The 17,720-nt window shown below is 70.3% G+C and carries 18 protein-coding genes; 10 read left to right on the top strand and 8 right to left on the bottom strand.

From position 1 onward, the window contains the following. Positions 1–254: 254 nt before the first annotated feature. Positions 255–2,207, top strand: a complete 1,953-nt coding sequence (locus tag JTE92_RS10995; RefSeq protein ID WP_063237408.1) for a methyl-accepting chemotaxis protein — start codon at positions 255–257, stop codon at positions 2,205–2,207. A gap of 16 nt (positions 2,208–2,223) precedes the next feature. On the opposite strand, the gene JTE92_RS10990 is transcribed toward JTE92_RS10995, so the two are convergent. Beyond that, positions 2,224–2,433, bottom strand: coding sequence for a DUF2905 domain-containing protein (locus tag JTE92_RS10990; protein WP_063237407.1), 210 nt, complete (start codon positions 2,431–2,433; stop codon positions 2,224–2,226). A gap of 192 nt (positions 2,434–2,625) precedes the next feature. On the opposite strand from JTE92_RS10990, the gene JTE92_RS10985 reads away from it, so the two are divergent. Then, a complete protein-coding gene (locus JTE92_RS10985; protein ID WP_116386901.1) occupies positions 2,626–4,203 on the top strand; it encodes an AMP-binding protein in 1,578 nt (525 codons plus the stop codon). A gap of 128 nt (positions 4,204–4,331) precedes the next feature. Here JTE92_RS10985 and JTE92_RS10980 read toward each other — a convergent pair whose 3' ends face one another. Further along, positions 4,332–5,246, bottom strand: coding sequence for a sterol desaturase family protein (locus tag JTE92_RS10980; RefSeq protein WP_063237406.1), 915 nt, complete (start codon positions 5,244–5,246; stop codon positions 4,332–4,334). A 253-nt stretch (positions 5,247–5,499) separates the two neighbouring features. Between JTE92_RS10980 and JTE92_RS10975 the strand changes: the two genes are divergently transcribed. The 8 genes from JTE92_RS10975 to JTE92_RS10940 all read left to right on the top strand — a co-directional run bounded on the left by JTE92_RS10975 (position 5,500) and on the right by JTE92_RS10940 (position 12,366). After that, the gene (locus tag JTE92_RS10975; RefSeq protein WP_232353410.1) at positions 5,500–6,408 is read left to right on the top strand and encodes a hypothetical protein; all 909 of its coding nucleotides are present in this window, start codon (positions 5,500–5,502) and stop codon (positions 6,406–6,408) included. 74 nt (positions 6,409–6,482) lie between these two features. Next, positions 6,483–6,785, top strand: coding sequence for an EF-hand domain-containing protein (locus JTE92_RS10970; RefSeq protein WP_063237405.1), 303 nt, complete (start codon positions 6,483–6,485; stop codon positions 6,783–6,785). 31 nt (positions 6,786–6,816) lie between these two features. Continuing rightward, positions 6,817–7,530, top strand: a complete 714-nt coding sequence (locus JTE92_RS10965; RefSeq protein ID WP_063237404.1) for a response regulator — start codon at positions 6,817–6,819, stop codon at positions 7,528–7,530. Further along, positions 7,527–8,876: an ATP-binding protein gene (locus JTE92_RS10960; RefSeq protein ID WP_239477784.1), complete on the top strand. Its 1,350-nt coding sequence runs from the start codon at positions 7,527–7,529 to the stop codon at positions 8,874–8,876. The genes JTE92_RS10965 and JTE92_RS10960 overlap by 4 nt, the downstream gene beginning before the upstream one ends. Positions 8,877–9,118: 242 nt before the next feature. Then, positions 9,119–9,883 (top strand): DUF4410 domain-containing protein, encoded by a 765-nt coding sequence (locus JTE92_RS10955; RefSeq protein ID WP_063237403.1) that lies wholly within the window; start codon positions 9,119–9,121, stop codon positions 9,881–9,883. Between the two features lie 134 nt (positions 9,884–10,017). Beyond that, the gene (locus tag JTE92_RS10950) at positions 10,018–11,004 is read left to right on the top strand and encodes a Bug family tripartite tricarboxylate transporter substrate binding protein (RefSeq protein WP_063237402.1); all 987 of its coding nucleotides are present in this window, start codon (positions 10,018–10,020) and stop codon (positions 11,002–11,004) included. A 16-nt stretch (positions 11,005–11,020) separates the two neighbouring features. Continuing rightward, complete coding sequence (locus tag JTE92_RS10945) at positions 11,021–11,902, top strand: PhzF family phenazine biosynthesis protein (RefSeq protein ID WP_063237401.1); 882 nt, start codon at positions 11,021–11,023, stop codon at positions 11,900–11,902. After that, positions 11,899–12,366, top strand: coding sequence for a RidA family protein (locus JTE92_RS10940; RefSeq protein ID WP_063237400.1), 468 nt, complete (start codon positions 11,899–11,901; stop codon positions 12,364–12,366). Before JTE92_RS10945 ends, JTE92_RS10940 begins: the two co-directional genes overlap by 4 nt. 13 nt (positions 12,367–12,379) lie before the next feature. Here JTE92_RS10940 and JTE92_RS10935 read toward each other — a convergent pair whose 3' ends face one another. The 6 genes from JTE92_RS10935 to JTE92_RS10910 form a co-directional block, all read right to left on the bottom strand. After that, positions 12,380–13,036, bottom strand: a complete 657-nt coding sequence (locus JTE92_RS10935) for a helix-turn-helix transcriptional regulator (RefSeq protein WP_306431053.1) — start codon at positions 13,034–13,036, stop codon at positions 12,380–12,382. Positions 13,037–13,237: 201 nt separating this feature from the next. Continuing rightward, positions 13,238–14,008, bottom strand: a complete 771-nt coding sequence (gene cobA / locus JTE92_RS10930) for a uroporphyrinogen-III C-methyltransferase (protein WP_063237398.1) — start codon at positions 14,006–14,008, stop codon at positions 13,238–13,240. Positions 14,009–14,041: 33 nt separating this feature from the next. Beyond that, positions 14,042–15,553: a nitrite reductase gene (locus JTE92_RS10925; RefSeq protein ID WP_174544837.1), complete on the bottom strand. Its 1,512-nt coding sequence runs from the start codon at positions 15,551–15,553 to the stop codon at positions 14,042–14,044. Continuing rightward, positions 15,550–16,713 carry a heme d1 biosynthesis radical SAM protein NirJ gene (nirJ, locus tag JTE92_RS10920; RefSeq protein WP_063237397.1) on the bottom strand — a complete coding sequence of 388 codons (1,164 nt, stop codon included), beginning with the start codon at positions 16,711–16,713 and terminating at the stop codon, positions 15,550–15,552. The genes JTE92_RS10925 and nirJ overlap by 4 nt, the downstream gene beginning before the upstream one ends. Further along, positions 16,713–17,228 (bottom strand): siroheme decarboxylase subunit beta, encoded by a 516-nt coding sequence (gene ahbB / locus JTE92_RS10915; protein ID WP_084254464.1) that lies wholly within the window; start codon positions 17,226–17,228, stop codon positions 16,713–16,715. The genes nirJ and ahbB overlap by 1 nt, the downstream gene beginning before the upstream one ends. Continuing rightward, positions 17,228–17,719: an AsnC family transcriptional regulator gene (locus tag JTE92_RS10910; RefSeq protein WP_063237395.1), complete on the bottom strand. Its 492-nt coding sequence runs from the start codon at positions 17,717–17,719 to the stop codon at positions 17,228–17,230. The genes ahbB and JTE92_RS10910 overlap by 1 nt, the downstream gene beginning before the upstream one ends. Position 17,720: the final 1 nt, after the last annotated feature.

Here is a 17,720-nt window from a genome sequence, read left to right as displayed (position 1 = left end):
CCGTTTGCGCATCGTCAAAACGATCGGAATTCGTGCTTCAGGGCTGGAAAACGCGGCCGATAAGGCGGGGGAAAGCCAACCCCTTGCAGCCCATTTCCTTTCAGTTAAGGCATCAAACACTACCGTCATTCCCGCGCAGGCGGGAATCCAGCGTCTTTTGAAGTCACTGGGTTCCCGCCTGCGCGGGAACGACGGTGGTTAACTGAACGGCATTAACCCCTTACCAGTCCCTTCTTGCCAGTCCAGCCGAGCCGATGACCGCCTTTTTCCGCCCCGCCGAGCGCCTGATGGCGCGCCTTGACATCAACCAGAAACTGATCCTGATCGCAGTGCTGTTCCTCGTGCCGCTGTGCGGCGCGATGTACGTCGTGCTGCATGGCTCCGCGCAGTCGATCCGCACCACCGACAGCGAACGGCGCGGCCTGGCCATCGTCGGCCACGCGCTCGACTTCATGCGCGAGACGCAGGTCCGGCGCGGTGCCGCGAATACCGTGCTGGCCGGCAACGCCGGCTTCCGGCCGACCTTCGACGCGGCCGACGGCAAGGCCGCGGCCAACCTCGCGGAACTGCTGCGCGCCACCGCCGACAACCCCGGCTTTGCGCTCGAGCCTGCGGCGCGCAAGCTGGAGCAGGACTGGCAGCATCTCCGCGGCCTTGGCCTGAACACCACGGCCGAGCCGCTGTTCGAGCGGCACAGCGCGCTGGTCAGGCAGACGCAGCTGTTTGTCGCCGACGTGGCCGAGCGCTCGGCGCTCGCGCTCGATGGCGAAGCCGGCGCCTACTACCTGCTCAGCCTGATGGTCGGCCCGATGCCGCGCCTGGCGGAGCACAGCGCGCTGGCGCGCGGACGCGGCGCCGGCATCATCGCGCAGGGTGGCTATGCCGACGCCACGCAGCAGGCCGACCTGGGCGCGCTCGCCGAGCAGATCCAGGACGGGCTCGAAACCATCCGGCGCGATGTCGCGCGCGCGCGCAAGCATGCGCCGGCATACCAGCCGCAGGTCGATGCAGCCATGCAGCAGCTGGCGGCGATGGACAGCTTCCACCGCACGCTCAAGGCGCGCATGCTCGGCGCCAGCGGCATCGGCATCGATGCCAAGGCCTATTTCGATGAAGCCAGCGCGGCGATCAACGGCGTGCTGGCCGCCAACAAGCAGCTTTCGGCGATCGCCGGCGCGCTGCTGGCGCAGCGCGTCGCCGCGCAGCAGCGCCAGTTCGTGCTGCTGGCCACGCTGGGCGTGGTCGCTCTGGCCCTTGCCTTCTATCTGTTCGGCGGCTTCAGCCGCGGCATGCGCAGCGACGTGCGCACCGTGGGGGACATGGTCGACCGCATCAACGCCGGCGACCTGAGCCTGCGCATGGCGGTGCTCGGGCGCGACGAGTTCAGCGAGGTCAAGCGCCACCTGCTGTCGCTGGTGGACAGCTGGCGCGGGCTGATCGGCGAGACCAAGGCCGGCGCGCACAACGTGCTGGCTGCCGCCGGGGAGATCGCGCAGGGCAATATCGACCTGTCGCAGCGCACCGAGGAACAGGCCTCGTCGCTGGAGCAGACCGCGGCCAGCATGGAGCAGCTCACCGCCACCGTGCAGCAGAACGCCGGCAGCGCCGGACAGGCCAGCGAGCTGGCGCGCGAGGCGTCGGACATCGCGCTGGCCGGCGGCGCCGCGGTGGGGCGCATGCAGCAGACCATGCAGGACATCGAGGCCGATTCGCGCCGCATTGTCGACATCATCGCGGTGATCGATGCCATTGCCTTCCAGACCAATATCCTGGCGCTGAACGCCGCGGTGGAAGCGGCGCGCGCGGGCGAGGCCGGGCGCGGCTTCGCCGTGGTGGCGACCGAGGTGCGCGGGCTGGCGCAGCGCGCCGGCAACTCGGCCAGGGAAATCGGCACGCTGATCTCGCAGTCGGCGCAGCGCGTGGCATCCGGCACCTCGCTGGCGGTGGATGCCGCCGCCAGCATGGACAGCACGGTGGCCGCGATCCGGCGCGTGACGGCGATGATGGACGAGATCAGCCATGCCTCGCGCGAGCAGAGCAGCGGCATCGCGCAGGTCAACCAGGCGGTGGCGCAGATGGATCAGGTCACGCAGCAGAACGCCGCGCTGGTGGAGGAGGCCGCCGCCGCGGCGCAGTCGCTGCAGGCGCAGGCGCAGCAGATGCAGCGCGCGATGGCGGTGTTCCGCACCGAGGCGCAGGCGGCGTGATGCCGGCGGCGCGGCGTCAGCGCCGCAGCAGCCAGATCACGACCGAGACCACCACCGACACCAGGATGCAGGTCGTGATCGGCAGGTAGAAGCTGAAGCCGTCGCGGACGATATGGATGTCGCCGGGCAGGCGGCCAAGGCGGTCGAAGGGCAGCCTGGACAGCCAGGGCCAGGCTGCGGCCGCGGCGATCAGCAGGCAGCCGAGGATGAGGAGCACGCGTTGCATGGCGGGTCGAGGACAGGGCGTCAGGGATTGGGACGATGCTGAGCAGTTCGACCGGCGTGGGCGCCGGGGATTCCTCGATGCGGCGCCGGCGGCCCATATCGTCGCTTCCGACGAGTCATGCGGCGGCGCGGCTTCGCGATACTGGCCCCTGCCCTGCGCATCCCGCGCCGCCGGAACAGGAAGCCGCCCCTCATGACCCAGCATCCCATGCAGTCCACCCCGCTCACGCCGTTCGAGAATACCGATATCCGCACCCTGGTCGACGAACAGGCCGCGCTGCGCGGCGCCCACCCGTTCCTGGTGTGGGAGCCGTTCGAAGGCGAGGGCCGCACCTGGACCCATGCCGCCTTCGGCCAGGCCGTGCGCCGCTTTGCCGCCGGCCTGCAGGCGCGCGGCGTGCAGCCGCGCGAGCGCGTGCTGGTGCACCTGGACAACTGTCCGGAATCGGTGATCGCGTGGCTGGGCTGCGCCTACGCCGGCGCCGTGCCGGTCACCACCAATACCCGCTCGAGCGCCGACGAATTGGCCTACTTTGCCCGCCACAGCGGCGCGGTGGCCGGCATCACGCAGCCGCGCTTCGCGGCGCAGGTGCGGGACGCGGCGCCGGCGCTGGCGTGGATCGCGGTCACCGCCACCGACAACGGCGCGCCGGCCGCCGCGCCCGGCGACGGCTTCCTGCGCTTCGACCAGGTCGACGCGGACCCGGCCACGCTGGCCGAACGCCCGCACGACCCGATGGCGCCGTTCGGCATCCAGTACACCTCGGGCACCACGTCGCGGCCCAAGGCGGTGCTGTGGACCCATGCCAATGCGCTGTGGGGCGCGCGGCTGTGCGCGCAGCACGAGGACCTGCGCCCGGACGACGTCCACCTGGTCCACCTGCCGCTGTTCCATACCAACGCGCAGGTCTACTCGGTGCTGGCCTCGCTGTGGGTTGGCGGCACCGCGGTGCTGCTGCCGCGCTTCTCGGCTTCGCGATTCTGGCCGGTGTCGCTGCGGCATCGCTGCACCTGGACCTCGATGGTGCCGTTCTGCGTGCGCGCGCTGCTGGCGCATCCGGTGCCGCCGCAGCACAGCTACCGGCTGTGGGGCAGCGGCGTGAGCTCGCCGCCGACCGACGCGCATTTCCGCGTCAAGACCATCGGCTGGTGGGGCATGACCGAGACCATCACGCACGGCACCATCGGCTCGGTGCACCGGCCCAATCCGCCGCTGTCGATGGGGCGGCCCGCGCCGGGCTACGAGATCCATGTGCTCGATGCCGACGGCAGGCCCGTTGCGCCCGGCCAGACCGGCGACCTGTACGTGCGCGGCCGGCGCGGCGTCTCGCTGTTCCTGGAATACGCCAACGACCCGGAGGCCACCGCCGCGGCCTTCCGCGAGGACGGGCTCTTTATCACAGGCGACCGCGTGCGGTTGGGGCACGACGGCGCGCTCTTCTTCGCCGACCGCGCCAAGGACATGCTGAAGGTGGGCGGCGAGAACGTCGCCGCGTCCGAGATCGAGCGCGTGATCGCGGCCGTGCCGGGCGTGGCCGAGGTGGCGGTGGTCGGCCGCAAGCATCCGATGCTGGACGAGGTGCCGGTGGCGTTCGTCATCGCCGTGCCGGCGCCGGAAGCCGAATTGCCTGCGCGCATCGCACAGGTGTGCGCGGCGCAGCTCGCCGACTTCAAGCAGCCGCGCGAAATCCGGCTGGTGGACAAGCTGCCGCGCTCGACGCTGGAGAAGGTGGCCAAGGCGCAGCTGCGCGCGCTGCTGGCAGAGGGCTGACAAACGGAAAATGCGAGGCTGTCTGCGCCCCTCTCCCGCTTGCGGGAGGAGAGACAACATTCGCAGCCATTGACGTTGTCAGCAGCGTGAGCGCGGCAAGGCCGCGCTTTTGTTTCCGTGGATTCCCTTCAGCTTGCGTTCACCGCCACCGCCCGTTCCGCCTGGGCCTGCTGGCGCAGGCTTTCGGTGGTGTCGCCGCTGCCGTCCGGCGTCCAGCCCGGGGGCATCACCAGGTAGCCGATTGCCTTGGTCACGCTGCCGGCCCTGGCCATGTCGCCGAACAGGCTGACCCAGTGCTCGAACTGGTTGACCAGCGGATTGTGCGTGGTGGTCGGGTGGACCAGGCCGTAGCGGCAGGGCTCGTCTTCACGCTCTTCCACATAGGTGCCGAACAGGCGGTCGAAGATGATCAGCACGCCGCCGAAGTTGGCATCGAGGTAGTCGATGTTCGAGGCATGGTGCACGCGGTGCGCCGAGGGGGTGTTGAACACGTATTCGAGCCAGCCCAGCTTGGGGATCCAGGTGGTGTGCAGCCAGAACTGGTACAGCAGGTTCAGGCTCACCGTGGCCAGCACCACTTCGGGACGAACGCCCAGGAAGACCAGCGGCGCGAAGAAGATGGCGGTGCCGGTGATCTTGCCGGTCCAGCCGAGGCGATAGGCCGTACCCAGCGTCAGTTCGTTCGGCGAGTGGTGGACCGCGTGCGTGGCCCAGAAGAAGCGGATGCGGTGCGAGGCGCGGTGGTACCAGTAGTAGCAGAACTCTTGTCCGAGGAAGAGCAGCAGCACGGCCAGCGCGCTGTTGATTTCCACCGTGAAGATGCGGTGCTGCCAGGCAAACGCGAACACCGGGGCGGCCAGCGACAGCGGCAGCAGCGCCAGCAGCTTGCGGCCGACCAGGTCGGCCAGCGACAGGGCGACTTCATGCCAGGGGTAGGCCTTGCCCTGGCGGTTCGCCTTGCGTGCCAGCACGAAGGCTTCGACCAGAGAGACCGCCACGATAAACGCCGTGACGTAGAGGGTGAATTTTCCGAGGTTGTGCATGGCGGGTCCAGTGCGGTGAGGTGGGACGCTTGGCTTGCCGGGTTGCTGCTTGCTGCGTCGGTGAGGCAAATGTAGTGGCTGGACCCGTGCGGCGCCATCCAGCAATTATTTCGCCGCATGTCATGCGCGGCAGGCCGCAGGCGGTGTAACACCGCGACATTTTTTCCACCGCGAAAAGCCACCGTCCCTTTCCTATAGTTCGACCGTCGCCGCGACACGTTGCGCGGCATGAACCGAACCGGAAGGACCTGCCATGACGAAACGCCCTGCCAATACTGAAAGCTCCCAGCGCCCGACGCGCAAGCCGCGCCTGCACCGCCTGCACCGCCTGCTCGGCATCGCCGGCGGCGCGCTGGTGATCCTGGCGAGCACGCCCGCCTTTGCCGCATTCGGCGGGCACGGCACGGCGTACACGCCGCGCGGCACGTTCAGCAGCGGGCATGTCGGCGCCTGCGGTGGCGGCAGCTGCTCGCACGCCGGTGGCATCGAGGGCCCCTATGGCGGCCTGGCCACCAACACCGGCACCGTGACGCGCACCGCGCCGGGCCAGTTCAGCAACAGCGGCACCGCCGTCGGTCCCAACGGCCGCTCGGTGCAGCACGACGGCAGCACCAGTTGCGCCGGCGGCACCTGTTCGCACAGCGGCGACCTGACCGGCCCCAATGGCCAGACCGCCACCACTTCCGGCAGCGTGACCCGCGAAGGCGTCGGCCAGTACTCGTCGTCGGGCACCGTCACTGGCGCAAATGGCAATACCTACGGGCACGCCGCTTCGACCAGCTGCGCCGGCTCGACCTGCTACCGCTCGGGCACCGTGACCGGTGCACAGGGCGGCACCGTCGCGCACTCGGACAGCGCCACCAGCGTGGCGCCCGGGGTCGTGACCACCAGCGGCGGCACTACCGTGGTCCACGGCGCGGTGGCGACCGGCGGCACGACGGTTGCCACGGTCGGAACGGCCGGCACCGAGGCTGCCGTCGGCACGGTGGGCACGACGGTGGCGGTCAGCACGCCGCCGCCGCCGCCGGTCCGCGTCGTGGTCGCCGCACCGGTGCCGCGCGCGGTCTATTTCGCACCGCGCGCGGTCTACGTCGCCCGTCCGGCCGTCATGATCCCCGGCCACTGGGCCGGCGGCGTGTGGGTGCCCGCCCACGTGGTCTGAGCGCGACGACGCGTTCCCCGTCGATTTCCCGTCACCAATTGCCGGCAAGGGCCGGCTGTCCCACGGAGTCCCCCATGAAGAAGATGATTGCAGTGCTTATGTTGTGTATTGTTTCTGCAGGCGCCTATGCACAAAGTGCCGAGATGCCGGCGGCGGCAGGTGCCGGTGGCGTGCGCGCCGAGCGTGCGCTGCAGCAGCTGCAGGAGCGCTTCGCCAGCGCGAACACCGCGCGGGACGGCAAGCTGACCCGCGAGCAGGCGCAGGCCGGCATGCCGATGGTCGCGAGCCACTTCGACCAGATCGACACGCAGCGGCTGGGCTACGTGACGCTGCCGCAGATCGAGGCGTTCATGAAGCAGAAGATGCTGTCGCGCTGACGCGTGGCGCCGAAGTTGGCGGAGACCCGTGATGGAACAGGTGAACAGGATTGTCGTGCTCGACGATGAAGCCGAGCTGCGCAACATGCTGCAACGCTTCCTGACCGGGCATGGCTTCCGCGTGCGCGCGGTGGCCGACGGCAAGCAGCTCGACAAGTACCTGCAGCGCGAGCCGCACGACCTGCTGGTGCTCGACCTGATGATGGAGCCCGAGGACGGCCTCACCATCTGCAAGCGCCTGCGGGCCGAGGGCCACACGCTGCCGATCCTGATGCTGACGGCCAAGGGCGACCCGATGGACCGCGTCGCCGGCCTGGAAACGGGTGCCGACGACTACCTCGCCAAGCCCTTCGTGCCGGACGAGCTGGTGGCGCGCATCCGCGCGCTGCTGCGCCGGCAGAAGATGTCGGCCGGCGACCCCACCGTGACCACGCAGCGGCTGCGCTTCGGCGACTTCACCTTCGATGTCGGCAAGCAGACGCTGCTGCGCGGCGGCGAGCCGGTCGAAGTGCATTCGGCGCAGATGCTGCTGCTGCACGCGCTGGGATCGTCGCCGAACCGCGCGGTCAGCCGCGAGAACCTGCTGGCGCGGGCGCGCGGGCGCGACCATGACGCGCTCGACCGCAGCATCGACGTGCAGATCCTGCGGCTGCGCCAGATCGTCGAAGACGACCCGTCCAAGCCGCGCTTCATCAAGACCGTGTGGGGCGTCGGCTACATGCTGGTCGCCGGCGTGGAATCGTGACGCGTTCGTCGTCCCTGCTCGGGCGCCTGCTGCCGCGCTCGCTGCTGGCGCGCAATATCCTGCTGCTGGTGGCGCTGGTGGCCATCACCCAGGCGTGTTCGCTGACGGTGCTGCTGCATTACGTGCAGCGCCCGCGCATCGAGCGCGCCGCCATCGTCTTTGCCGATTACGTGCGCACGCTCGACCGCGTGGTGGCGGCAATGCCGCTTGACTCCAGCGGTGCCGCGGCCGCGCGCATGGGCGCGCAGGCGCAAGCGCCCGAGCACGCCGCCGTGAAACCCGCGGCCGATCTGGAGCACCTGCTGCGCACCTGGCAACGCGATGTCTTCATGGAGGCGCTGCGGCGCCACCTGCCCGCCGACATGCCGGTGCGATGGCAGACCGGCGAGGCCGAGCAACTCTGGATCCGCATGCATGTGGGTGGCGAACCCCGCTGGATCGGCCTGCCGATCAGCGAGGACGTGCGCGCCGGCGGCATCGCCACGGCGCTGGCGCTGTCGACCGCGCTGGCGCTGCTCGCGGCGCTGACCGGCTACCTGATCCAGCGCCACCTGAACCGGCCGCTGCAGGACCTTGCGCGTGCCGCGCAGGACATCTGCGCCGGATCGACACCGCCACCACTGCCGACCGACGGCCCGACCGAGATCGCCCAGGTCAGTGGCGCCTTCAACCAGATGACGCAGGCGTTGCAGCAGGCCGAGCAGACGCGGGCGCTGATGCTGGCGGGTGTCTCGCACGACATCCGCACGCCACTGACCAAGCTGCGCCTGGCCATGGCCATGTCGATCCCGCGCGGCGCCGACGACGCGTTCGTGGCCTCGGCCGAGGGCTACCTGGACCACATCGAGACCATCCTGCAGCAGTTCATGGACTACGCCGGCAGCGGCGAGAAAGAGCAGCCGCAGCCCGGCGACGTCAACGCGCTGGTGTCGCAGCTCGCCGCCGACTTCGCCGGCCTGGGCCATGAATTCGAGCTGTCGCTCGCGGAATTGCCGCCGGTTCCCTATCGCCCGGTCAGCCTGATGCGGCTGCTGATGAACCTGATGCAGAACGCTGTCGTCTACGGCAAGTCAGGCTTCAGCGTGCGCACGTGGCGCGATGCCGCGTGTGCCTATGTTGCCATCGGCGATCGCGGCACCGGCATCGCCGCGCACGAGCTGGAGCAGCTCAAGGCGCCCTTCAGCCGCGGCGCCAACGCGCGCGGCCACGCGGGCGGCACGGGGCTCGGGCTGGCCATTGTCGAGCGCATCGCGCGGCTGCACGGCGGCTCGCTGCAGTTCCGCCAGCGCGATGGCGGCGGGCTCGAAGCGGTGGTGGCGCTGCCGCTGCAGGCACCGGCGGCGTAGCGCTGCATCTCCGCCTTCCCGCGGCGCCGTGACATGGCGCGAAATAATTGCCAGATGGCGCTGCGCGCGGGTTTTTCCCATACTTCCGTCACCGCGATGCCGAACGGCAACACACTCGGCAACACCGAGGCAGGCAACGCGGCAAGAAGCTCCCGATGGTTTGCGATCCCCTGATGCAACGATGTCGGTGACAGCTTTTCCAGACCACTGACGGCACGACTCGCCAACCCAAGGAAACCGATATGCGCAACGCTCTCCAGACCATCGCCAGGCAAACCAAGCGCCTGACCGTCGCCGCACTCGCCGCCACCGCCATGCTCGGCGCCGGCTGCGCCAACGCCGGTGTCACCGGCATCGACCAGATGGGCCTGATGCAGGCCGTGCACGCCGACGTGATCTACGTCCACGCGTTCGACGCCGATGCCGGGCAGGTGAAGCTCGACGGCGGCCTGGTGCAGAAGGTCAGGATGATGGCCACTGGCAGCTCGTCGGCGAGCGCGCAAGGCCAGACCGCCGCCGAAGCGCGCGAGCAGGTCGCCAGCGAAATCGTGCGCGAACTGCGCGGCATGGGCCTGAACGCGGTGCGTTCCGATGCGCCGGCGCCGGCTGGTGCCAGCGCGCTGGTCGTCGAGGGCGATTTCCGCAAGATCGATGAAGGCAGCGGCCGCCGCCGCCTGCTGATCGGCCTGGGTGCCGGCAAGAGCGAAGTCGGCGCCGACGTGCGCATCTCGTACCAGCCTGCCAACGGCACCCCGGTTCCGCTGCAGAGCTTTGTTGCCAGCGCAGATTCGGGTCATATTCCGGGCGTGGCGGAAACCGCGGGCATCGGCGCCGCGGCGGGGCATGTCGCGATGGCGGCAGCCGGTGGCGCCGGCGTGCACGGCGCCACGGAAATGACGCGTGACTCGATTTCCGCCGATGCCACGCGCCTGGGCAATGCGATCGCCAGTCAGGTCGCGGCTGCGAGCACCGAGGAAGGCTGGCTGACTGCTTCGGCGGCCCGGTAAGCCCAGTGGCGCGTTGGCACGCCCGGGCGGCAAATGCTGCTGTCCGATTTCGGATCAAGGCCTGTCGCCTGCCGGTTTGGCCGCACGGCGCCCCATCCCTAGACTCAAGCCGTTCGAGTCAAGGAGAACGCGCCATGGCAACCCTGCCACCCTTACTTTCCCAAGTGTCCGCCTGCATCCTCGGGGCGCTTTGCCTGCTACCGGCCGGCGCCGCCGTCGCCCGGGACTGGCCCACCAAGCCGGTCACGCTGGTGGTGCCGTTTCCGGCCGGCGGCGGCACCGACCTGCTGGTCCGCACCATCCAGCCCAAACTGCAGGCGGCGCTTGGCCAGCCTGTGGTGATCGACAATCGCAGTGGCGCGGGCGGCACCATCGGCTCGACGTTCGTGGCGCGTGCCGCACCGGACGGCTACGTGGTGGGTGTGGCGACCACCAGTACGCATGCGGTCAGCGCCAGCGTCTTTCCCCGGCTGCCGTACAAGCCGGCCACCGACTTTGCCTATGCCGGCTTTATCGGCACGTCGCCTTATGTGCTGGCGGTCAATCGCGCGCTGCAGGCACCTGACGTAAAAACGCTGCTCGACCGGCTGCGGCAGCACAAGCTTGCACAGCACAGCTTTGCCTCGGTCGGCGTGGGCACCGTATCGCACCTGATCGGTGTGCAATTCCATGCGTTGTCCAAAGTGCCGCTGACGCATGTGCCATATCGCGGCGCAGCGCCCGCTTATACCGACCTCATCGGTGGCCAGGTACAACTGATGTTCGACAATCCCGCGGGGCTTGTGCCGTACCTCCGCGCCAGCAAGCTGGTTGCCGTTGCGACGACCGCGCCGACGCCGCTGCTGCCCAACGTGCAGACCTTCGCCAGCCAGGGCGTGCCGGGTTTCACGCAGCAACTCTGGTATGGGCTAGCGTTTCCGCGCGGGACACCAGCGTCGGTCGTTGCGCGCATGAACCAGGCGCTCGATCAGGTGCTGGCGGACAAGGACACCATCCGCGAACTTGCCGACAAGGGCGTGACGGCGCGCGCGGGCACACCTGCAGACATGCTGGCCGCCGTGCAGCATGACCTGTCTTACTGGGGCGCGATTGCCCGGTCCGTGGGGGCGACGATTGAATAAGCCACAGCAATACCCCATGCCCGCGCGCGGCCGCGTCGCGCTGATCGATGTATTCGTGCGCGGTCCCGGCGGCGGCAATCCGGTGCCGCTGGTGGCCGATGCGCAAGGCATGTCCGAGACGGATATGCAGCAGGTCGCGGCGGGCCATGGGCATGAATCCGCCTTCGTGCTGCCGCCGTCAGTCGATGGGGCGGACCTGCGCCTGCGCTTTTTCGTGCCGCGGCACGAGATGGAGATGTGCGGCCATGCCACCGTGGGGGCGTTGTGGGCGCTGCGCCAGTGGGGCCGCTGGACCACGCCGGCCGCGCGCGTCGAGACGCTGAGCGGCATCGTGACGGCGCGCTGGGACGACGCGGCACGGCGCGTCTGGATCTCGCAGCCGCCGGTGCAGGCAAGCGCGCTGGATGCGGCCCAGCGCAGAGCGGTCGCCGCGGTGCTGGGCCTGCCGGACGATGGCGCCCGCCATGCCATGACCAATGCCTGCACCAGCCGCGTCAAGACACTGGTGGCGATGCCCGATGTGGCGTCGCTGTCCGCGCTGCAGCCGGATTTCACGCGGATGCCGGCGCTGTGCGATGCGATCGGGTCCACCGGGCTGTACCCGTACGCGGATGCGGCGACGGAGGATCCGGCAGTGAACCCGGCTACGCGGGCGGTACATGCCCGGCAGTTTCCCCGCTCCTCCGGCTACCCGGAGGACGCCGCCACCGGCATTGCCGCCGCGGCGCTGTGGGGCCACCTTGCCGGCGATTCTCCAGGTGTCGCACCGGTGCTCGCGGTACGGCAGGGCGAAACCATGGGCCGCCCGTCGGAGATCGTGGTGGCACCGCGCGTGGCGGCCGACGGCACGGCGCAGGGCTGCTGGCTCAGCGGCGTGGTGCGATGGAGCCAGTCATGAACTCCGCAACGCCGGAAGCGCGGCTCGCTGCCGCGGGCTTTGTGCTGCCGCCCGCGCCCGTGCCGCGCGGCAGCTACGCGCCGGCCTGCGCGTTCGCCGGCCGCATCAGCATCAGCGGCCAGACGCCGCGGCGAGACGGCATTGCGATGGCTGGCTGCTGCGCTACTGAAGCCGATATCCCGGCCGCCCGCGTTGCCGCCGAGGTGGCGATGCTGAATGCGCTGGCCGCGCTGCGCGCCGCCGCCGGTGGCCGGCTGGCGGCGGTTCGGCAGGTCACGCGGCTGCGCGGCTTCGTGCGTGCGCATGGCGATTTCACCCGGCATTCGGCCGTGGCGGACAGCGCCTCCGCGCTGCTGGCACTGGCGTTCCCCGATCAGGCGCTGCCAGCCCGCACCGTGGTGGGCGTGGCAAGCCTGCCGGACCGTGCCTGGATCGAGATCGAACTGGAGGCCTGCCTGGCGTGAATGGCAGGTGTGTTCAGCCTGCCGGCGGCACCTCGCGCAGCAGGCGCGCGAGATGGCCGCTGCTGGCAAAGCCAAGGCGCTCGCTGACGCGGGAAAGCGGCAACCCTGCGGCCAGCAGGCTGCGCGCATGCGCCGCGAGCACGCGCCGGCGGACCGCGACCGGGCTGGCGCCAAATTCAAGCTGGCAGGCGCGCTGCAGCTGCCGCGCCGAGACGCCCAGGCTGCCGGCCGCGGCATCGATCGACGGCAGCGCCTGGTCGCGCTCCAGCGCCGCGCTGAAGCAGCGCACCAGCCGGAGCGCGAGCGAGGCCGGCTCCTGCGGCAGTGCCAGCAGCGGGCTGGCCATGACCTGGCCGACGATGGCGCGCACCAATAGCTCTGCGCTGGCAGGGGCAAGCCCCGGCGTCAGCAGCGCTTCGAGCATCGCCAGCGCAGCGCCGTCGAGCCGCAGCGCGCCGTAGGGCGCGGACCCGCGCAGCCTGTCAGGGGGCAGGTAGAGTTCGCCGTGATGCTGGCGGCCGGCTTCCGCCGCGGTGAAATGGCGAGTCGATGCCGGCAGCAGCACCGCGCCGCCGCGTACCAGCGTGGCCGCCACCGGGCCGGACTGTGGCGCATCGGGCTGGTTTTCCCACACGCTGCGCAGCCGGCCGGCGCGCGTCCACAGCAGCATGCTGCAATCGTGCGTGTGCCATTCGCGCCGGAATCCCGCGTGGCGGCTTTCATGCAAGGCAAAGCCGCGCTCAGCGGTCAGGTGCAGCTTGGGGGAATAATGTGTCTGGGCAGCCACTTCGGCGGGCGATGTATGAGGGTAAGCCGTGCCGACGATGGTGCCATATCCGCGGCGGGACTGGGGAGTCCCCGCCAGCAAGCGCTACGGCACGGCGGGCACGGCGGACGGCAATTCGGACGGCAAGGCCATCGCCTCCGCCACCACCCCGCCCACCAGCACCACCGCCGGGCTGGCCATCCCGGCGGCCAGCGCTTCGGCCAGCGCCTGCACCGTGCCGGTCCATGAACGCTGTTCCGCGCCGCCCGCATGCATCACCACCGCCGCCGGCATATCGGGTCGCATGCCGGCCGCCAGCAGCCCGTCGCGGATCGCCGCGAGCCGGCTCATGCCCATGTAGATGACCAGCGTGGTGCCGCCGCGCACCAGCGCCTCCCAGTCGGGCGAGCCGTGTTCGCTGGTGTGCCCGGTGACGAAGGTCACGCCGTGGCAGTGGGCGCGGTGGGTCAGCGCGACGCCCAGGGCCTGCGCCGCCGCCATGCCGCTGCTGATGCCGTTGACCACTTCCACCGGCACGCCGTGCGCGCGCAGGAAGGCGGCCTCCTCGCCGCCGCGGCCGAACAGCAGCGGATCGCCGCCCTTGACGCGCGCCACGGTGCGGCCGGCCAGCGCATGCTGCAGCGTCAGCTGCTGGATGCGCGCCTGGGTGACCGAGCAGCGGCCGCCGCGCTTGCCGACCCACTCGACATGCGTGCCGGGCCGGGCATAGCAGGACATTTCCGGCGCGACCAGATCATCGACCAGCCATACGTCGGCGGCCGCGAGCGCGCGCACCGCGCGCACCGTGACCAGGTCGGGGCTGCCGGGGCCGACGCCGACCAGCCAGACCTTGCCGGGCTTCAGGGGAGAGTTCATGTGTAGGACTCCTGCACGCGCGGCGGCGCGGCGTCAATGACTGGTGCCGGCCGAACGCGTGGTCTTGTTGAAGACGTTGTACTTGCCGATGGGCTTGTCCATCGGGATGCGCTTCACTTCCCGCAGCGTGGCGGCGTCATAGACCACGATCGCGCCGTCGCGCTCCATCAGGCTGACCAGCGCATAGCGCCCGTCGCGCGTGAATTCCACGTGCGCGGCGGTGCGGCCCGGGCTGGGCGTGACGCTGCCGGCGACCTGCAGGCTCTGCTTGTCGATCACCTGCAGCGTGTCGCGCCGCGGGCTCATCATCGCGTCGGCCCAGGCGTAGCGGCTGTTCTCGTGACTGCGCAGGAAGAAGCCGGGGCCGTTGGTCGGGATGGTGGCGACGGTGTGCCAGTCCTGCATGTCGATCACCGGGATGCGGCCCTGCCCGAGGTCGGGCGACGCCATCACTGCATGGCCGTCCCGTTCCCACGTGATGCCGCTGCCGAGGTGGGGCATGCCACCGAGCGCCAGCGCGGCCACCTTGCGGCCCTGGTCGAGGTCGATCACCTGCCCGCCGCCGCTGCGCGATGCGCCGAGGATGTGGCGGTAAGGCTGGTCGAAGAAGAAGTCGTCGAGCACATCGTCCAGCACGATCGCACGCGGCGCCAGCGACGCCAGCGGCTTGCCGGCGGCGTCGGCATACGGGATCTCCCAGACCTCGGCGATGTCCTTCAGCGCCGCGATAAAGCTGTGGCGCGGCGCCGCGTCGTAGACCGCCGACACCCGCGAATCGTCGCCGCTGCGGCCCTTGACCTCGATCACCCGCGCCAGCGACAGGTCGCCGGCGCGCAGCAGCACCAGCGTGCGCGGCAGCGTATTGCCGGCCAGCACCCAGCGCCCGTCGTCGCTGACGGCCACATTGCGCGTGTTGATGCCGACACGGATCTCGGCGACATAGGCCAGGTTCCACAGGTCATACTTGCTGACCCAGCCGTCACGGCTGGCCATGTAGACATAGCGCCCATCGCGGCTGAACTTGGGGCCGCCGTGCAGCGCGAAGCGCGTGGCAAAGCGATGGATCGGTGTGAGCCGGTCGCCGTCGAGCACGGTCATGTGATGGCTGCCCGCCTCGACCACCACGAACAGGTTCTGCGGATCGGCGCTGAAGACGGGATGCGCGGGCAGCGTGCCGGGTGCATGCATGACGACGTGGCTGGCACGGATCGTGTCGGCGCCCCATTGCGGCGCGGCGGCGGGTGCCGTGCGCAGCCAGCGCGCCAGCGCCTGCAGTTCCGGCGCCGCCAGCGTGGTGCCGAAGGCCGGCATCTGCGTTGCGGCGCGGCCGTCGCGCAGCACGGTGTCGAGTTCGCTGGGGCGCAGCCGCTCCAGGCTTTCCGGCAGCAGTGCGGGGCCCATGCCGCCGAGGCGGTCGGTCCCGTGGCAGGCGGCACAGTGCTGGCCATAGAGCGCGGCAGTTGGCTCGGCAGAATCAAGCGCGGACACGGATTGCATCCCGCAGACCAGCGCCAGGGACAGGAGCCATCGGGCGAGGCGCATCATGCCGCCACCTCCGTGCCGGGCGCGTTGGCGATCTCGGTATCGCTGAGGTAGCAGCCCGGATCCTCCGCCCACGCGTTGCCGGTCAGCGCTAGCGCACGTACGCGGGTATTGCCGTTGCAGATGGCACGCTGCGCGCAGTCCGCGCAGCGTCCCTGCAGCGGGCGCGGCCGGCTGGCCAGTCCCGCCATCAGCGGATCGGCGCGGCTTGCCCAGATCTCGCCGAAGGGCCGTTCGCGCACGTTGCCCAGCGTGACGTGCCACCACATCGTGTCGGGATGCACGTTGCCGAGGTTGTCGATATTGGCCACGCCCACGCCGGTGGCGTTGCCGCCCCACTGTTCCAGCCGCTGGCGCATGTCGGCGACGCGGTGCGGGAAGCGCTGCGCGATCCAGTACAGCAGGTAGACCCCGTCGGCATCGTTGTTGCCGGTGACGAAGTCGCCGGCGTGGCCCGCGCGCGTACGCGCCCAGACATGCTCGAACAGCCAGTCCAGCGCGGCACGCGTGCGCGCATGCCGCGCGTCTTCGGCGCGATGGCTGCGCGCGCGGCCGGCGTAGTTGAAGTGGGACAGGTAGAACTTGTCGATGCCTTCGCGTTCGGTCAGCGCGACGAGGTCGGGCAGCTGCGCGGCGTTGGCCTCGGTCAGCGTCATGCGCACGCCGACGCGCAGGCCGGCGGCGCGCGCGGCGCGCAATCCCGCCAGCGCCTGCGCGAAGGCGCCGTCGCTGCGGCGGAAGCGGTCGTGCGTGGCGGGCAGCCCGTCCAGGCTGACGCCGACATAGTCGAAGCCCGCCGCGGCCAGCCGTGCGGCATGGCCGGCATCGAGCAGCGTGCCGTTCGACGACAGCGACAGGTGGAAGCCGAGCGCGCGCGCATGGGCGGCAATGTCATACAGGTCCGGCCGCAGCAGCGGCTCGCCACCGGACAGGATCAGCGCGGGCACGCGCGCGTCGCGCAACTGTGCCAGCACCCGCAGTGCCTCGGCGGTATCCAGCTCGCCCTTGAAGTCGGTATCGGCAGAAGTGGCATAGCAATGCCGGCAGTTGAGGTTGCAGCGGCGGATCAGGTTCCAGATCACGACCGGACCGGCAGCCTTGCGGGCAGGCGGCACCGGCCCGGCATCGCGCAGGGCTTCCATGAAGCGGGACAGGCGGAACATCAGCGTGGCTCCTGTGAGGCAGCGACGGCCGGCGGCAGGCGCAGGCCGGTTTTCTTCAGGATGCGGGTGGACCACAGCACGTCATGCGCGCGGCAGGCGTGGCCCAGCAGCGCCGCGATGCGGTCGATCTGCGGCGCCGCGTCGGCGCGCGTGCGCGCATGGACCATCGCGAACAGGTTGTAGGGCCAGTGCGGCAGCCGGCGCGGGCGCAGGTAGCAGTGGCTGACGAAGGGCAGCGCACCGACGCGTTCGCCGAGCGCATCGACGCAGGCATCGTCCACGTCCCACACCGTCATGCCGTTGGCGCGCCAGCCCAGCCGGTAGTGGTTGGGTACCGCGCCGATGCGGCGCAGCGTGCCGCGCGCCTGCATCGCCGCCAGCCGGGCGATGACTTCGGCTTCGTCGAGTCCCAGCGTGGCGGCCACTGCCGCGAACGGCGCCGGCTCCAGCGGCAGGCCCGTTTGGGTGGCGCGGATCAGGGCAAGGTCGATGACATCGTGGGCGGCGGTGGACATCATGCGGGAAGGTAGAGGTTGACGAAGAACTCGCGCGCCTTGGGAAACGGCAGGATCTCGACGCCGGCCGCGGCGGCAATGCGATCGAGCGCCGGCGCCACGTCTTCGGCCCGCGCGACCGCCAGCACGAACCACAGGTTCAGGTGATGGGTGCGCTGGTAGTGGTGCGCGACCTCCGGGAAGGCGTTGATCGCGCCGGCCACGGCGTCGAGACGCTGTGCCGGCGCATGGCAGGCGCACAGCACGAAGCGGCCGCCCGCGCGCTCGATCTGGTAGAGCGGGCCGAAGCGTGTCAGCACGCCGCGGTCGAGCAGCCGGCGCAGCCGCGCCAGCAGTTCGTCCTCCGCGATGCCGAGCGAGGCGGCAGCCTCGGCATACGGCCGCGGCACCAGCGGCAGGCCACGCTGCAGCGCGTTGATGGTGCGGCGGTCGGTGGCGTCGATGGTGTCGACGGTGTCGGGAAGCACGGCACCGGAGGCATCGGCTGTCATG

The organism is Cupriavidus oxalaticus (assembly GCF_016894385.1).
Lineage (GTDB): Bacteria > Pseudomonadota > Gammaproteobacteria > Burkholderiales > Burkholderiaceae > Cupriavidus > Cupriavidus oxalaticus.
This window is presented reverse-complemented; position numbering and strand designations above follow the sequence as displayed.

What these genes read in the sequence shown, in the direction of transcription:
- JTE92_RS10985 (WP_116386901.1), top strand. Translation starts at nt 2,626, where the DNA reads ATGACCCAGCATCCCATGCAGTCCACCCCGCTCACGCCGTTCGAGAAT.
- JTE92_RS10950 (WP_063237402.1), top strand. Translation starts at nt 10,018, where the DNA reads ATGGCAACCCTGCCACCCTTACTTTCCCAAGTGTCCGCCTGCATCCTC.
- JTE92_RS10945 (WP_063237401.1), top strand. Translation starts at nt 11,021, where the DNA reads ATGCCCGCGCGCGGCCGCGTCGCGCTGATCGATGTATTCGTGCGCGGT.
- JTE92_RS10925 (WP_174544837.1), bottom strand. Translation starts at nt 15,553, where the DNA reads ATGATGCGCCTCGCCCGATGGCTCCTGTCCCTGGCGCTGGTCTGCGGG.
- JTE92_RS10940 (WP_063237400.1), top strand. Translation starts at nt 11,899, where the DNA reads ATGAACTCCGCAACGCCGGAAGCGCGGCTCGCTGCCGCGGGCTTTGTG.
- JTE92_RS10980 (WP_063237406.1), bottom strand. Translation starts at nt 5,246, where the DNA reads ATGCACAACCTCGGAAAATTCACCCTCTACGTCACGGCGTTTATCGTG.
- JTE92_RS10910 (WP_063237395.1), bottom strand. Translation starts at nt 17,719, where the DNA reads ATGACAGCCGATGCCTCCGGTGCCGTGCTTCCCGACACCGTCGACACC.
- JTE92_RS10990 (WP_063237407.1), bottom strand. Translation starts at nt 2,433, where the DNA reads ATGCAACGCGTGCTCCTCATCCTCGGCTGCCTGCTGATCGCCGCGGCC.
- JTE92_RS10970 (WP_063237405.1), top strand. Translation starts at nt 6,483, where the DNA reads ATGAAGAAGATGATTGCAGTGCTTATGTTGTGTATTGTTTCTGCAGGC.
- JTE92_RS10995 (WP_063237408.1), top strand. Translation starts at nt 255, where the DNA reads ATGACCGCCTTTTTCCGCCCCGCCGAGCGCCTGATGGCGCGCCTTGAC.
- ahbB (WP_084254464.1), bottom strand. Translation starts at nt 17,228, where the DNA reads ATGTCCACCGCCGCCCACGATGTCATCGACCTTGCCCTGATCCGCGCC.
- nirJ (WP_063237397.1), bottom strand. Translation starts at nt 16,713, where the DNA reads ATGTTCCGCCTGTCCCGCTTCATGGAAGCCCTGCGCGATGCCGGGCCG.
- JTE92_RS10935 (WP_306431053.1), bottom strand. Translation starts at nt 13,036, where the DNA reads ATGCTGCTGTGGACGCGCGCCGGCCGGCTGCGCAGCGTGTGGGAAAAC.
- JTE92_RS10965 (WP_063237404.1), top strand. Translation starts at nt 6,817, where the DNA reads ATGGAACAGGTGAACAGGATTGTCGTGCTCGACGATGAAGCCGAGCTG.
- JTE92_RS10975 (WP_232353410.1), top strand. Translation starts at nt 5,500, where the DNA reads ATGACGAAACGCCCTGCCAATACTGAAAGCTCCCAGCGCCCGACGCGC.
- JTE92_RS10955 (WP_063237403.1), top strand. Translation starts at nt 9,119, where the DNA reads ATGCGCAACGCTCTCCAGACCATCGCCAGGCAAACCAAGCGCCTGACC.
- cobA (WP_063237398.1), bottom strand. Translation starts at nt 14,008, where the DNA reads ATGAACTCTCCCCTGAAGCCCGGCAAGGTCTGGCTGGTCGGCGTCGGC.